We start from the raw sequence: 13,757 nt of genomic DNA on the forward strand, positions 1-13,757 counted from the left end.
GAGGGAATTCCCCGTGGCAACGACCCAGATGCTGCTCGCCGGGTGGTACCCACCCCCGATCATGGGTGGTACCCACCCCCGGCGATCACGTGGTACACATGGGGCGACTATGCCCGGTACACTCTAGCGCGACTGCTGACATCGAACCACATAAATACTGGATTCTCTACCAACGGACGGATTGGCGGTCGTCCGAAGGAATCATGGGTTCGGCTCCGCTCACCACAGGGAGAAAGAGAGGCCCGAAGGGCCGTTTTGGGCGGCCGAAGTGGTCGAAAAAGGGGTGAGCCGTCCGAAGGTCTGGGAAGCGGAAAGAGCCGAGAGTAAGCCTGTTACACGCCAAAACGCGCCTCTCGGCGAGGCGGGCTTTCGGCGACAGAGAATGTCTCGATAGAAGGTGTTGGTGGAGGGAACCCGGGTCGGGCTTGAGTCCGAAGGCTGATCTGCATCAGCTCGAATTCGCACACTCCGTCGTGACGGAAGCGCATCCCGCGATCGGCGGGATCCGCGACATCTGCGGATTACCCGTCGCTCATGCGGCTTCCCCCGCGCGGCTGGCGGGCACCAGCAGCCGGGGGGCGATCTTGCCGTCCTCGACGTCCACGATGACGGTGTCACCAGGGCGGAACTCGCCGCGCAGGATGCCGCCGGAGATGGGATTCTCGACCAGGCGCTGGAGGGTGCGCCGCAGCGGGCGCGCCCCGTACTCCTCGTCGAAGCCGGCCTCGCCCAGCAGGTCGCGCGCGGCATCGGTGAGCTGCAAGGTGATCGCGCGCTCGCCGAGCTGCCCCTCCACGCGCTTGACCATGAGGTCCACGATGCGCCGAATCTGCTCGCGGTCGAGCGGGTGGAAGATGATGATCTCATCTATGCGGTTGAGCAGCTCCGGGCGCATGACCCGACGCAGCTCCTCCAACATGCGCTCCTTCATCGCCTCGAAGTCGGCTTGGCGCTGCTCGGGCATGAAGCCCACGGATGCCTTCATCCACTGGCTGCCGATGTTGGAGGTCATGATGACGACGGTGTTCTTGAAGTCAACGGTGTGCCCGGAGGCGTCGGTCAGGCGGCCGTCCTCCAGGATTTGCAGCAGGACGTTGAACACGTCGGGGTGCGCCTTCTCGATCTCGTCGAACAGGATCACCCGGTATGGCCGGCGCCGTATGGCCTCGGTCAACTGGCCGCCCTCCTCGTAGCCGACGTACCCCGGCGGCGCCCCCACCAGGCGCGACACCGTGTGCCGCTCCTGGTACTCCGACATGTCGAGGCGCACCATCGCCTCCTCGTCATCAAACAGGAACTCCGCCAGCGCGCGCGCGAGCTCGGTCTTGCCGACGCCGGTGGGGCCCATGAAGATGAACGAGCCGATGGGCCGCTTGGGGTCCTTGAGCCCGGCGCGGGCGCGGCGAATCGCCTCCGACACCGCGACCACCGCCTCGTCCTGGCCGATGACCCGCTCGTGCAGGCGCTGCTCCATCTCCAGCAGCTTGTGCGCCTCCTGCTCGAACATGCGCGACACGGGAATGCCGGTGGCGCTGGAGATGATCTGCGCGATGTCCTCCTCGGTGACGGTGGCCGCGTCCTCGCCGCGGCCGGCCTCCCACTCGCCGCGCCTGGCCTCGAGGTCGGCGCGCAGGGAGTCGATCTCTTGCTTGAGCTGGGCCGCGCGCTGGTAGTCCTGGGCCATGGCGGCACCCTCGCGCTCTGATTCGAGTTGGCCGATGCGCCCCTCCAGCTGGTTGATCTCGGGTGGGGTGTAGGCGGTCTCGATGTGCTTCTTCGCTCCGGCCTCATCCACCAGGTCAATCGCCTTGTCGGGGAGAAAGCGGTCGGTGATGTAGCGGGCGGACAGCTTGGCCGCGGCCTCCAGGGCGGAGTCCTCGATCTTCACCTGGTGATGCTGCTCGTAGCGGTCGCGCAGGCCGCGCAGGATTTCGACCGTCTCCTCGACGCTGGGCTCGTCGAGGAACACCGGCTGGAAGCGGCGCTCGAGGGCCGAATCCTTCTCGATGTGCTTGCGATACTCGTCGAGGGTGGTGGCGCCGACGCACTGCAGCTCGCCCCGCGCCAGCGCCGGCTTGAGCAGGTTGGCGGCGTCAATCGCCCCCTCGGCCGCGCCCGCGCCCACCACCGTGTGCAGCTCGTCTATGAAGAGGATGATCTCGCCCTTGGCCTTGCGAATCTCGTCCATCACCGCCTTCAGGCGCTCCTCGAACTCGCCGCGGAACTTCGATCCCGCCACCATCGCCCCCAGGTCGAGGGCGATCACGCGCTTGCCCTTGAGGTTCTCCGGCACCTGGTTGGCGACCACCTTCTGCGCCAGCCCCTCCACCACCGCGGTCTTGCCCACCCCGGGGTCGCCAATGAGCGCGGGGTTGTTCTTGGTGCGGCGGCTCAGCACCTGGATCAGGCGCTTGATCTCGTCGTCGCGCCCGATCACCGGGTCCAGCTCGCCCTTGCGCGCCATGTCGGTGAGGTCGCGGCTGTAGCGCTCCAGCGCCGCGTATTTGCTCTCCGCCGTCTCGTCGGTGACGCTGTGCGCGCCGCGGATCTCGCGCAGCGCGCGGTCGGCGCCGTCCTGGGTCAAGCCGGCGGCGCGCAGGAGGCCGCCGGCATCGCCCGGGGTCTCCAGCAGCGCCAGCAGGATATGCTCGACTGCGATCAGGCTGTCGTGCAGGCGCTGCGCCTGCTGCCACGCGGTCTCGGTGAGCAGACGGTGGAGCGCGGGGGTCACGTAGATCTGCATTTGGCCGCCGCCTGACCCGCTTACCTGCGCCTTCGGCGCGCGCGCCAGGGCGTTCTCCACCTGGGTCTGCACCGCGGCGGCATCAATGCCCGCCCGGCGTAGGATCAGCGGCGCGATGCCTTCCCGCTGCTCCAGCAGGGCCAGCAGCACGTGCGCGGCGTCAAGCTGCGTGTGACGGTAGCGCACGGCGACCTCCTGCGAAATCGCCAGCGCCTCTTTCGCCTTGTCGGTGAACTTGCTCAGATCCATATATTCAACCCCTTGAGCGCGTGGTCCCGGCGGCGCGGGTGCGGACGCGCGTCGCTTCCGGCAGCGCCAGCTCGCCGCGGGACTGGCGGCGGACCTCAGCTTTCGTTTCCTCGCGCAGGCGGGCGACGTACTCCCGGAACTTGCGCCGGATGTCGCCGATCCGATGGTCCGCTTGCTCGCGCTCGCGCTCCAGGCGGTCCAGCAGGTCGAGGATGATTTCGACCCCGGCAAGGTTGACGCCCATGTCCTGGGTCAGGTGTTGAATCCGGCGAACGCGCTCGACGTCGCTGTCGGAGTAGAGGCGGATATTGCGTTGGTTGCGGGCCGGCTCCATCAGCCCCAGTCGCTCATACAGCCGCAGCGTCTGCGGGTGCACTTCGAGCAGTCTCGCCGCCACGCTTATGACATAGACCGGCTCTTCGGCCTCGCTCTTCTCCGTCATCGCTACCGAACTCCCATCGCCCGGGCGTGCGGACGGCGGGGGGCGCTTACCCCCTCACCGCTTGCCGTGGATTCTCCGGGCGAAGTTGCCGCAGCCGCTCGATGAGGCTGCGCTCCTCGGCGGTCAGGTTCTTCGGCACCAGCACCCGCAGCCGGACGAATAAGTCGCCTTTGCCCCCCCCGCGCAGGCGCGGCATGCCGAGCTCGCCCAGGCGCAGCCGTCGCCCCGATGAACTGCCGGGCGGCACCGTCACCGACATCTTCCCCCACAGTGTCGGCACCTCCACCTCCGCGCCCAGCGCCGCCTCGGCGAAGCTTACCGACAGCTCCGTGTAAAGGTCGTCGCCCTGACGCTCGAACACGGGGTGAGGCCGAATGCGCGGGATGATATACATGTCGCCAGGCGCCCCCCGTCCGCTCCCCGGAGCACCCTCACCCGCCAGCCGCACCTTGGAGCCGTCCCGCACGCCCGCCGGGATCTTCACGTCCAGGCGCTTGGTCTTGCCGTTGGGCATCGTCACCACCACACTGCGCTGGGTGCCTGTCGCCGCCTCCTCGAGGGTGATCTCGACCTCGTGGCGCAGGTCCTCGCCCTGGGCCGCGGGCGGAGCGCCGACGCGCGCGCCGCGCCCCGGACCGGCGCCGAAGAACATCTCGAAGACATCGCCGAAGCCGGGCGCCTCCGTGCCGGGCTCGAAATCCACCGAGCGCCATGTGAAGCCGCCGCTCCCCGGCGGGGCGCCGGGCTGTGCGCGTCTCCAGGCATCGCCCAGATGCCCGAACTGATCGTACTTGGCGCGCTTGTCCTTGTCGGTGAGCACTTCGTACGCTTCGCTGATCTCCTTAAACCTGCGCTCGGCCTCCTGGTCCCCCGGATTGACGTCCGGGTGATACTTGCGCGCCAGCCGGCGATAGGCTCTCTTCAACTCCTTGTCGCCGGCGCCGCGCTCGACGCCTAAGACCTTGTAGTAGTCCTTGCCGTTCATTGCCTGCAGATGCTGTCAGCACGCCGCCGTGCGGCCGCCGCTATTCGATGGCAACCTTCGCTCGCCGCGACTGCGCCTGCTTCGCCTTGGGCAGGGTCACCTCAAGCACGCCGTCGCGGAAGCTCGCCGACGCGGCCGCGTGCTCGATCGGCACGGCGATCGCGAAGGAGCGGTGAAACGGCCCGTGCGGTCGCTCGACGCGGACATACTCGCGCCCGTCGGCGGGCTTGCGCTCGCCGCTGATGGTGAGCCGGTCGCCCTCGACCTCGATCTGGATATCCTCGCGCTGGACGCCGGGCAGCTCCGCCTCGAACACGAAGCTCTCGGCGCTTTCGGAGACATCAACCCGCGGCGCCCAGACCCCCGATTGCGCCGCCTGCGGCGGGGCCGTGCGGTGGCGCGAGCAGTCTTCGAAGATGCGATTGACGCGATCCCGTATCTCGGCGATATCGCCGAAGGGGTCCCAGGGCAGATCCATGGCAGGTCCTTCCTCGCCCGGTGCGGGGGCGCTGCGTCATTCGCTCTTCTTGTACTCGGCGTCAATGACGCCCTCGTCGTCCCCTCCCGCCGGCGGCTGCTCGGGCTGTGCTGCGCTCGCGTCCGCGGGCGGAGCTTGCGCCTCGGCAGTCTGGCGATACAGGATCTCGGACAGCCGGTAAGACGCCTGCTGCAGGTCCTCGCTCGCGCTGCGAATGCCGTCCATCTGGTTCGCCGCCAACGCCTCCTTGAGCGCCCGCACCTTGCCCTCGATCTCCTGGCGCACATCCGCGGGCACTTTGTCGCCGAGATCGCCCAGCATCTTCTCGGTCTGGTACACCAGCGAGTCGCCGCGGTTGCGCGTTTCCGCCTCCTCGCGCAGCCGGCGGTCGTCTTCGGCGTGCGACTGCGCATCGCGCACCATGCGCTCGACGTCGTCCTTGGGGAGCTGACCGGAGCCGGTGATGGTGATGCTCTGCTGCCGCCCGGTACCCAGGTCCTTGGCGCCGACGTTGACGATGCCATTGGCGTCAATGTCAAAGCTGACCTCGATCTGCGGTACCCCCCGCGGCGCCGGCGGGATGCCCGTCAGATGGAAGCGGCCCAGGGTGCGGTTGTCGCGCGCCATCTCGCGCTCGCCTTGCTGCACGTGGATCTCGACGTCGGTCTGGCCATCGGCGGCGGTAGTGTAGGTCTCGCTCTTGCGGGTAGGGATAGTGGTGTTACGCTCAATCATGCGGTTCATGACGCCGCCCAGGGTCTCGACTCCCAGCGACAGCGGCGTGACGTCCAGCAGCACCACCTCGCGCACCTCGCCCCCGAGCACACCGCCCTGGATGGCGGCGCCCACGGCCACCACCTCATCCGGGTTCACGCTCTTGTTGGGCTCCTTGCCGGTGAGCTTGCGCACCAGCTCCTGGATCGCCGGCATGCGCGTTGCGCCGCCCACCAGGATGACCTCGTCGAGGTCGCCGTCCTTGAGCTTGGCGTCGGCGATGGCCTGCCGTAAGGGACCGATGCAGCGCTCCACCAGGTCGGAGGTCAGCTCCTCGAACTTGGCGCGGGTGACGTTGACGTCGAGATGCTTGGGCCCCGTCTGGTCGGCGGTGATGAATGGCAGGTTGATGCTCGTCTGCACCACCGTTGACAGCTCGATCTTGGCCTTCTCCGCCGCCTCGCGCAGGCGCTGCAGGGCCTGGCGGTCGGCACGCAGGTCAATCCCTTGCTCCTGCTTGAACTGGTCGGCGACATAGTTGACCAGGCGCTCGTCCCAGTCGTCGCCGCCGAGGTGGGTGTCGCCGCTGGTGGACTTGACCTCGAACACGCCCTCGCCCACTTCGAGCACCGACACATCGAAGGTTCCCCCGCCCAGGTCCCACACCAGGATCGTCTCCTCGGCCTTCTTCTCGAGGCCGTAGGCGAGGGCGGCGGCGGTGGGCTCGTTGATGATGCGCAGCACCTCCAGCCCGGCGATCTCCCCGGCGTTCTTGGTCGCGGCGCGCTGGTCGTCATTGAAGTACGCGGGGACCGTGATTACTGCCTGTGTCACCTTGCCTCCCAGATACGACTCGGCATCGGTCTTGAGCTTCTGCAGCACCATCGCCGAGATCTCTTCCGGCGGGTACTCCCGCCCCTGGATCTCGACCACCGCCATGCTGTTGCGGCCCTCCGCGACCTTGAACGGCACCATCGCGCGTTCCGACCCCACCTCGCCGAAGCGGCGCCCCATGAAGCGCTTGATGGAGTAGACGGTGTTCTCCGAGTTGATCACGGCCTGGCGTTTCGCGGCCTGGCCCACCAGACGCTCGCCCGTCTTGGTGAACGCCACCACCGACGGGCACAGCCGCCCCCCCTCGGCGGTCGTAATGACGTGGGGCTCGCCACCCTCCACTACGGCCACGACGGAGTTGGTTGTGCCAAGGTCAATTCCTATGATCTTAGGCATCGGGACTCATACCTCCCATCATTTTTCGGCGCAGACGCCCACGCGGCCGTCTGTGCACTACGGATATGCTATCGCCGCAAGTATATACCTTGATAGTATTGTTGTCAACCATCTTCTGTGTGCCACGTTTCCAGTGTCCTGCCCAGGTTGCTGAGGCTAACTGGCAGGCGAATGCCAGCAGCCGAGCACGCTGGTGGATGGCCATTTCAGAAAACGCACGTTTGATGCGAAACGCAGGCAAGCAACGGCGAGTGTCTGGCGGCTGCCTACGCCGCTAAGCGGGCTCCGGGTCTCCGGGATCTCACCACGGGCTCTGCGAGTCAGCCTCAATGGGCAGCTCCATCGGTCCTCGCCCAAGGACACGAGGAAACAGCCAGCCCAGGCCGGCGGCAGCGAGAATCATGACATAGGGCATCACCAGCAGGCTGTAGCGACCTTCCTCGCAGATGGTCGCGACATGCACCAGGCAGGTAATGGCGATGGCCGCCAGCAGCGGTGCGAACCGCTTCCCCGAGAAGCTGGCTACGCCCCCTCCGATGAGGGCGAGGAGCAGGAGCGCGTGGTGAACCAATGAACCGCGCACCGCCCAGCCGCGCCAGCCAACCACGGCCACCTCGCCATGGTAGGCGTCCCAGAAGGTGTGGAACTTCCTCCACAGCAGCGCCGCATAGCCGACCGGATGATGGAGCAGGTACTGCCTGATGTTGTGCCAACCGGCCCGCTGGAGGGCGCGGTCCGCTTCCATCTCGTCGGCAGTCCCTGCGGTTATCCGATTGACCAGGGGGTAGGTCGCCCGGCGGAACATCCCGTGGAACGGCAGGTAGTTGCCGGCGAAGAAGTTGAGGCCGCCGTAGCTCGACAGCCCCACCGGCCGATGGAAGATTCGTGAATTGCGGACCGCCCAGGGTGCGAGCACGACCACGAACGCCAGGGCAAAGGCGGTGAAGTGCCACACCCAGCGGCGGTCACGCAGCCCGTAGGCCCAGATGATGGCGATCAGCAGGGCGAGAGCGAAAGCCTGACCTGTCGGACGCACCAATGCGGCAAAGCCGAGGATCAACCCCGCCGCCGCGAATGCGCGCGCGCGCCGGCCCTCAAAGCCGATCGTAAGGACAAGCGTCGCCGCCGCCCAGAGGAAGATCGAGAGGGTCTCCGAGTACATGGCGGACGCCGCCCACCAGAAGCCGGGGTAGGCGGCATACATCGCTGCCGCTACCATCGCGCGCCGCCGGCCCACGAGCCGGCGCGCCAGCGCGAAGGTCAGCAGCAGCGCCGCCAGGTCGAGCGCGAGCTGCGCCGGCCGCACGAGCGCGTAGCGCGAGCCGAACCAGCGCTCACCGCTCCAATACAGCGCCGCTAGAAACGCCGGGTAGCCCGGCGTGCGCACCGCATACTCGCCGTGCGGCATGCCGTGGGCGGGGGTAAGGAACCGTCCCTGATCGAGGAGCGTCGTGGCGATAGTGTCGTATTCGACCGCGTCCACACCCGCCGGCAGCGACGGCGCCGCATCGAGGTAGGCCATGCGCCACAGGGCCGCCAGGACGAAAACGACCGCCAGCGGCGCCCACGAGCGCAAGACCGCAGGGGCATGCGGCCACATGCGCCTGCGACATCCGTGGGTCACCATATCGTCACCAGCAGAGCAAGCGCGATCGTGCCTGCGAACGCGATGGCCGCTTGCGCTCCCGACGGCTGGAGTTCAGCCTGCGGCGGGGGCATACGCCAGCCAGGCGGATGGCACCGCCAAGCCGTCGGTGTCCGGGGCCGCCGGCAGCGCGCGGGTGATTTCGAGTGCGACGCGGTAAGCGACAACGGAATAGAGGCCGAGAAAGGCGAACAGCAATATCGGCGCTGCCGTGTCGGCCGCAAGCCGCGCTACCGAAGGACATGCCACAGCCGCCGTCGGCTTTGCCCGTACCTGCGTGCGTGGGGTCCATGCCGGCGGCAGCCACAGCGCCAACCTCAACGCGATAGCCGCGATGACCAACGCCAGAGTAGGGGAGGCCTCGGGCGTCGCGATTTGGACAGCCGTGGGCAGGCCATAGGTGAGCGCCCAGGTGACTGCCAGGGCGGGCGCGGCGATCGCCGCCAGCAGCAGGATCCCCGCCGGCGCCGCCCACCGGCCGCTGCGCGGCAAGTCCCGCGCCAGCACGCGCGCAGCCGGGCGAGCGAGCGCAAACGGATTGAAGCGCCCCGGCTCCGGCAGCAGGAAGGCCATCGCCACGGCCATCAACAGCACGTATTCCGGTCGGTGAGGCATGATCGTCGGACCGCCGGTCTTAACCCAGGGGAGGAGACCGCCTGAGGCCGCGCGGTTCGCGCAGCGCCAGATCGCAGATCACCATCCGGTGGTCGGAATACCTGGTCTTGCGGGCTACAACCGTCGCTGCGCGGAAGTGAGCGCTTGCCCATACCTGGTCGAACCGCGAGACTGGCATGTCGTTCAGGACCGTGTCGCCCCAGCCACGACCGCCTTGGCGGAACGTATCGTGCAGGCGCGGCCATAGCACCCGCAGCGAGCCGTCGCCGCCGGGCACGTTGAATCGCCACCCAGGATTACCGGCTTGTCAAGCGGCAGGGATGCGACTTCTCGGGCCAGTTCCGACGCCTGCTCGCGGTGCACCCTGCGATTCACGGCGTGATCCCGCCAGCAAGCGGACATCCAAATGTCGAATCGCACCGCAGGAGGCTGGAGGTGGACACTGAAGATCTCCGTCTCGAGCCCCGAGGGCAGCCGCACCTGCGCCTGGATGAAGCTAAACGGGATACGGCCCTGCAGCGGCACCGCCGACACGCGACCCCGGGCGACGATGTCGGTGTCAACACCATGCGCGATGCCGCCGTTTCTCCCGAACAGCCGCCGCGCCAGGCGCTCGACATCGGCTCGCTTTGGTGTCTCCTGCAGCAGCACGACGTCCGGGCGATAGGGGATCACCTCTGCGGCAGCCAAGCGATTTCCCCCCGCGCAATTGATGGAGATGACGCGCAGCACCTCCCCGTGCCGCGGTCTGCCCCGCGCTTCAGGCGCCAGGGCAGCCCCCAGGCGAAGCAGGCTGCGGGGCTCTTCGGCGAACGCGGCGAGGAACACCAGCCACAGGGCGATCACCGCCACGGCCGGGCGCACGCGGCGGCGGTTGAATCCTGGAGCCGCCAGCGCCAGTCCCGGGGCCAGCCACAGCCACACGGGCCAGAAGCTAACCGCCGCCCACGAGTCCGGCCGGCGCCAGTAGCAGACCGAGAGTGTCGCGCCAAATAGCGCTGACAGGACGAGTAGGCCGTACTGCACATATCCGCCCATCCGCTCCGATAGCCTCATGGCTCGCGTCGCCTGTTATTCGGGGCTATTTCTTTTGGCGCTTGGCGGCGCGCTTGCGGCGGGGCTTGGCTTTCCTGGCCTTACGCCGGGCGGGCTTCTCGGCGGGCGCGGCGGCGGCCTTTTCCGCGAGCAGCTTCTTGACGTCGCGGCGACCGAGCTTGCGCAGCGCCACCAGCGCCGCGCGGTTGCCGCCGCGCGGGGCCGATCGCCCCGCCTCCCAGGCGAACACGGACGCGGAGCTGACACCCAGCACCGTTGCCAGCTCGCCCTGGGTGAGCTTGAGCCGGGTGCGGAGCTTGCGGATCAGAGCCGGCGACAAGCGCGCGGCTTTGACTTGCTCCTCGGGGACCTCGAGCCGGGCGCGTTGCGCCTGCTGCTGACGCGCCTGCGCGCTCGCCGCCTTCTCCAATGCGGCGACGGAACGCGCGAGCGAGGAGACTGCGCGCTTGAGCTCGCGCACCTCACGCGACACGGGGACGACGCTGCCGCGCACCTCGCGATTGACCGTGCGCATGATGGTCGAACGAACTGCATCCTCAAGTTTGCTCACGAATACCTCCTTGCTGTCGGTGCCGCTGTAGCCGCGGTATTGCACCTCGGTTTCGCCCCTGAGACCCCAATCACCTGCCGTGCTCAGACGCCCTCGACGCGGGCCCCGGCTGCGGGCTACCCCTTGATCCCGCTGAGGATAATGCCGCGCACGAAGTAGCGCTGCCCGGCGATGAATACCAGCAGCACGGGTACCATCACGATCACCGATGCCGCCATCAGCAAGTGCCACTCGGTGGCATAGGGCCCCTGGAAATGCGCCAAGCCGATGGGCAGGGTCTTCAACTGCAGGCTGTCAATGACGATCAGCGGCCACATGAACTCGTTCCAGGTGTGGAGGAAGATAAAAGTCGTCAGCGCCGCCAGGGCGGGCTTGGACAAGGGCATGATGATGCGCCAGTAGATAGTGAAGAGCCCGGCGCCGTCAATGCGCGCGGCGTCCTCGAGGTCGCGGGGGATGGTGAGGAAGAACTGGCGCAGCATGAAGGTGCCGTAGGCGGAGAACATGGCGGGTAGGATCAGCGCCCAGTAGCTGTCCGTCAGGCGCAGTCGCGACAGCAGGATATAGACCGGAATCATGGTGATGACCGCGGGCACCATGAGCGTGGCGAGGTACCCGAGGAACAGCGAGTCGCGCCCTGGGAAGCGCAGGCGCGCAAAGGCGTAGGCGGCCAGCGAGCTGGTGAACACCTGCCCCAGCGTCACCGCGACCGCCACCAGGATGCTGTTGATGTAGAAGATGAGAAAGGCGTCGGCGTTGCGCAGCAAGCCTCCGAACGCGGACTCGACCTTGATTGCGGACCAGGCGGCGGCGTAGTTGCCCCAATGGAGATGCACCTGCTCCACCGGCCGCACTTTGCTCGCGGCCACGGTCACCGTGCGGCCCGCCATGGCCGCCGGCTCCAGCAGGCGCAGGGTTCGGCCCCGCGGCGACCGCGCCACCTGCGTCCCGCGGACCGCCACGCCGTCAACCGCGGTCGCGTACACGGGGCCGTATTTGCTCATGACCTGTCGCCGGGGGAGCCAGCGGTCGTTCGCCACCATTACCTGCGACGGATCTTTGAGCGAGGTCGAGATCATCCACGCCAGCGGTACCGCCATGACCAAACCGATGGCGCCGAGCGCCATGTAGGCCGCGGCCTTCAGGCCCATGTTGCGCGCGCTCACTGGTAGTACACCACCCGCTGGCTCAGCCGCCAGTTAAGCAGCGTGAAGCCGAAGATGAGGGCGAACAGGATGCACGCGATCGCCGCCGCGTAGCCCATCTGGAACCACTGGAAGGCGTTCTGGTAGATGTACAGCATGATGGTGGTGGTGGCGCCCGCGGGGCCGCCGCCGGTCATCATGTACGCCGCCACGAACCCGCCCTGGAAGCCGGCGATGATGGACATGGTGGTGATGAAGAAGGTGGTGGGCGCGAGCAGGGGCCAGGTGACATGACGCAGCCGCTGCCACCAGTTGGCGCCGTCCATAGCCGCCGCCTCGTAGAGCTCGGCGGGGATATTCTGCAGCCCGGCGAGGTAGAGGATCATGTTGTAGCCGCCGACCGCGGTCCACAGACCCATGATGATGAAGGCGGGCTTGGCCCAGGCGGTGCTCACCAGCCAGCGCGGCGGATCGGCGACCCCGACCCCGCGCAGCCACGTGTTGAGCAGGCCGTAGTCCTCCTGGAAGATCCACTTCCACAGCAGCGTCACCGCCACCGCCGAGCAGATCGAGGGCAGAAAGAAGAGGGTGCGGAACAGCACTACCCCGCGCAGGCGCTGGTTCAGCAGCAGCGCGCTGAACAGCGACCCCGCGATGGACAGCGGAATCCCCAGCATGAGGAAGACCGTGTTCCCCAGGTACTTCCAGAAGTAAGGGTCATTGGCGGTAAGCCCGCCGCCCTGCCGGTGAAACCCAAGCAGCTTCGAGAAATTGGCCAGCCCCACGTAGCGCGGGTGACCGAGAAGGCCCCACTCGGTGAAGCTGAGGATGAACGCCGCGCCCACGGGCAGCAGGGTAAACGCGAGGAAGCCCAGGAAGTTCGGCGCCAGGAACAGGTAGGAGCCGAGGTGCCGGCGCCGCCGCGCGCGAGGTCTGTCCGTGGTGCTTGCCATCGCCGTCGTCCGCGCTACTCCTCCATCGGCGGCGGGAAGCTGAACGATTCGATCTCTTCGCCGCGGAAGATGACGACGATGAAATCCTCACGCTCGAACACCGGCATGTAGGAGGAGACGACGTCATCGTCGAGCTGCGCGAGGAGTTCCTGGCGCTGCTGCGGCGGCAGGTCGGCCTCGAGGGTGACGGTGGCGTGGACGGTGGTATCGGCATAGTGCAGGTCCACCTGGCCGAGGCGCTGCTCGCCGTCCCAGATCAGGTATACTTCAGATGACAACGTGCGCAAGCTGCGTACGAGACGAAAAGGCATTACCTCCCCCTTCTTCGCCGCCGAATCACAGCCGAGGGCGGCTGTGCCACATCGCTTCCCTGGAATCCGATCCGCGTTCATCCGTGTTCATCTGTGGCCAACTCTGATCAGCGGCTGGACTCAGCCCTCCCCCAGCTTGCCGCGCAGGAACTCAATCAGCTTGTCGGCGTGCACGCGCACCTGCTCCATGCTGTCGCGGTCGCGCACGGTGACGGTGCCGTCTTGCATGGTCTGGGAGTCAACGGTCATGCAGAACGGGGTGCCGATCTCGTCCTGGCGGCGGTAGCGCCGGCCGATGCTGCCGCCCTCGTCGTACTCCACGAACCAATGGCGCTTGAGGTCGTCGTAGATGGCACGGGCGCGGTCGGGCATGCCGTCGCGCTTGACCAGGGGCAGCACCGCCGCCTTGATCGGCGCCAGGCGCGGGTGCAGCCGCAGCACCGATTCCACCTCCGCCCCCGCGGCGCCGCGCCCCCCCTCGATCGCCTCGTAGGCGTCCACCAGCAACGCCAGCACGCTGCGGTCCACGCCGCCCGAGGGCTCGATCACGTGCGGCAGGTAGCGGCGCTTCTCCGCCTCGTCGAAGTACTGCAGGTCTTTGCCCGACGCCTCCAGGTGCCGGCGCAGATCGTAGTCCTGGC

Annotated in this window: 13 protein-coding genes; all 13 read right to left on the bottom strand. The window is 67.5% G+C overall.

All coding sequences use genetic code 11. From position 1 onward, the window contains the following. Nucleotides 1-532: 532 nt before the first annotated feature. Nucleotides 533-2,992 (bottom strand): AAA family ATPase, encoded by a 2,460-nt coding sequence (locus VM221_08015; GenBank protein HUT74763.1) that lies wholly within the window; start codon nt 2,990-2,992, stop codon nt 533-535. 4 nt (nt 2,993-2,996) lie between these two features. Further along, entirely contained in the window at nt 2,997-3,434 is a 438-nt protein-coding gene (locus VM221_08020; GenBank protein HUT74764.1) for a MerR family transcriptional regulator, read from the bottom strand. A 46-nt stretch (nt 3,435-3,480) separates the two neighbouring features. Next, the gene (locus tag VM221_08025) at nt 3,481-4,419 is read right to left on the bottom strand and encodes a DnaJ C-terminal domain-containing protein (GenBank protein ID HUT74765.1); all 939 of its coding nucleotides are present in this window, start codon (nt 4,417-4,419) and stop codon (nt 3,481-3,483) included. A 40-nt stretch (nt 4,420-4,459) separates the two neighbouring features. After that, entirely contained in the window at nt 4,460-4,897 is a 438-nt protein-coding gene (locus VM221_08030) for an Hsp20/alpha crystallin family protein (GenBank protein ID HUT74766.1), read from the bottom strand. A 36-nt stretch (nt 4,898-4,933) separates the two neighbouring features. Beyond that, nucleotides 4,934-6,841: a molecular chaperone DnaK gene (dnaK, locus tag VM221_08035; GenBank protein ID HUT74767.1), complete on the bottom strand. Its 1,908-nt coding sequence runs from the start codon at nt 6,839-6,841 to the stop codon at nt 4,934-4,936. A gap of 301 nt (nt 6,842-7,142) precedes the next feature. Beyond that, nucleotides 7,143-8,441: a glycosyltransferase family 39 protein gene (locus tag VM221_08040; GenBank protein ID HUT74768.1), complete on the bottom strand. Its 1,299-nt coding sequence runs from the start codon at nt 8,439-8,441 to the stop codon at nt 7,143-7,145. Nucleotides 8,442-8,540: 99 nt separating this feature from the next. Continuing rightward, on the bottom strand, nt 8,541-9,101 hold the full coding sequence (locus VM221_08045) for a hypothetical protein (protein ID HUT74769.1): 561 nt from the start codon (nt 9,099-9,101) through the stop codon (nt 8,541-8,543). Between the two features lie 183 nt (nt 9,102-9,284). Beyond that, nucleotides 9,285-10,157, bottom strand: a complete 873-nt coding sequence (locus VM221_08050; GenBank protein HUT74770.1) for a hypothetical protein — start codon at nt 10,155-10,157, stop codon at nt 9,285-9,287. Nucleotides 10,158-10,182: 25 nt separating this feature from the next. Continuing rightward, the gene (locus tag VM221_08055; protein ID HUT74771.1) at nt 10,183-10,707 is read right to left on the bottom strand and encodes a helix-turn-helix domain-containing protein; all 525 of its coding nucleotides are present in this window, start codon (nt 10,705-10,707) and stop codon (nt 10,183-10,185) included. 116 nt (nt 10,708-10,823) lie between these two features. Continuing rightward, the gene (locus VM221_08060; GenBank protein ID HUT74772.1) at nt 10,824-11,873 is read right to left on the bottom strand and encodes a carbohydrate ABC transporter permease; all 1,050 of its coding nucleotides are present in this window, start codon (nt 11,871-11,873) and stop codon (nt 10,824-10,826) included. Then, nucleotides 11,870-12,805, bottom strand: a complete 936-nt coding sequence (locus VM221_08065; GenBank protein ID HUT74773.1) for a sugar ABC transporter permease — start codon at nt 12,803-12,805, stop codon at nt 11,870-11,872. Before VM221_08065 ends, VM221_08060 begins: the two co-directional genes overlap by 4 nt. Before the next feature lie 14 nt (nt 12,806-12,819). Then, nucleotides 12,820-13,116, bottom strand: coding sequence for a hypothetical protein (locus tag VM221_08070; protein ID HUT74774.1), 297 nt, complete (start codon nt 13,114-13,116; stop codon nt 12,820-12,822). A 120-nt stretch (nt 13,117-13,236) separates the two neighbouring features. Then, a partial coding sequence (locus tag VM221_08075; GenBank protein HUT74775.1) for a His/Gly/Thr/Pro-type tRNA ligase C-terminal domain-containing protein occupies nt 13,237-13,757 on the bottom strand: 521 nt, incomplete at its 5' end.

Source organism: Armatimonadota bacterium (assembly GCA_035527535.1).
Taxonomy (GTDB): Bacteria; Armatimonadota; Hebobacteria.

What these genes read in the sequence shown, in the direction of transcription:
- dnaK (HUT74767.1), bottom strand. Translation starts at nt 6,841, where the DNA reads ATGCCTAAGATCATAGGAATTGACCTTGGCACAACCAACTCCGTCGTG.
- VM221_08015 (HUT74763.1), bottom strand. Translation starts at nt 2,992, where the DNA reads ATGGATCTGAGCAAGTTCACCGACAAGGCGAAAGAGGCGCTGGCGATT.
- VM221_08065 (HUT74773.1), bottom strand. Translation starts at nt 12,805, where the DNA reads ATGGCAAGCACCACGGACAGACCTCGCGCGCGGCGGCGCCGGCACCTC.
- VM221_08030 (HUT74766.1), bottom strand. Translation starts at nt 4,897, where the DNA reads ATGGATCTGCCCTGGGACCCCTTCGGCGATATCGCCGAGATACGGGAT.
- VM221_08050 (HUT74770.1), bottom strand. Translation starts at nt 10,157, where the DNA reads ATGAGGCTATCGGAGCGGATGGGCGGATATGTGCAGTACGGCCTACTC.
- VM221_08040 (HUT74768.1), bottom strand. Translation starts at nt 8,441, where the DNA reads ATGTGGCCGCATGCCCCTGCGGTCTTGCGCTCGTGGGCGCCGCTGGCG.
- VM221_08020 (HUT74764.1), bottom strand. Translation starts at nt 3,434, where the DNA reads ATGACGGAGAAGAGCGAGGCCGAAGAGCCGGTCTATGTCATAAGCGTG.
- VM221_08070 (HUT74774.1), bottom strand. Translation starts at nt 13,116, where the DNA reads ATGCCTTTTCGTCTCGTACGCAGCTTGCGCACGTTGTCATCTGAAGTA.
- VM221_08025 (HUT74765.1), bottom strand. Translation starts at nt 4,419, where the DNA reads ATGAACGGCAAGGACTACTACAAGGTCTTAGGCGTCGAGCGCGGCGCC.
- VM221_08045 (HUT74769.1), bottom strand. Translation starts at nt 9,101, where the DNA reads ATGCCTCACCGACCGGAATACGTGCTGTTGATGGCCGTGGCGATGGCC.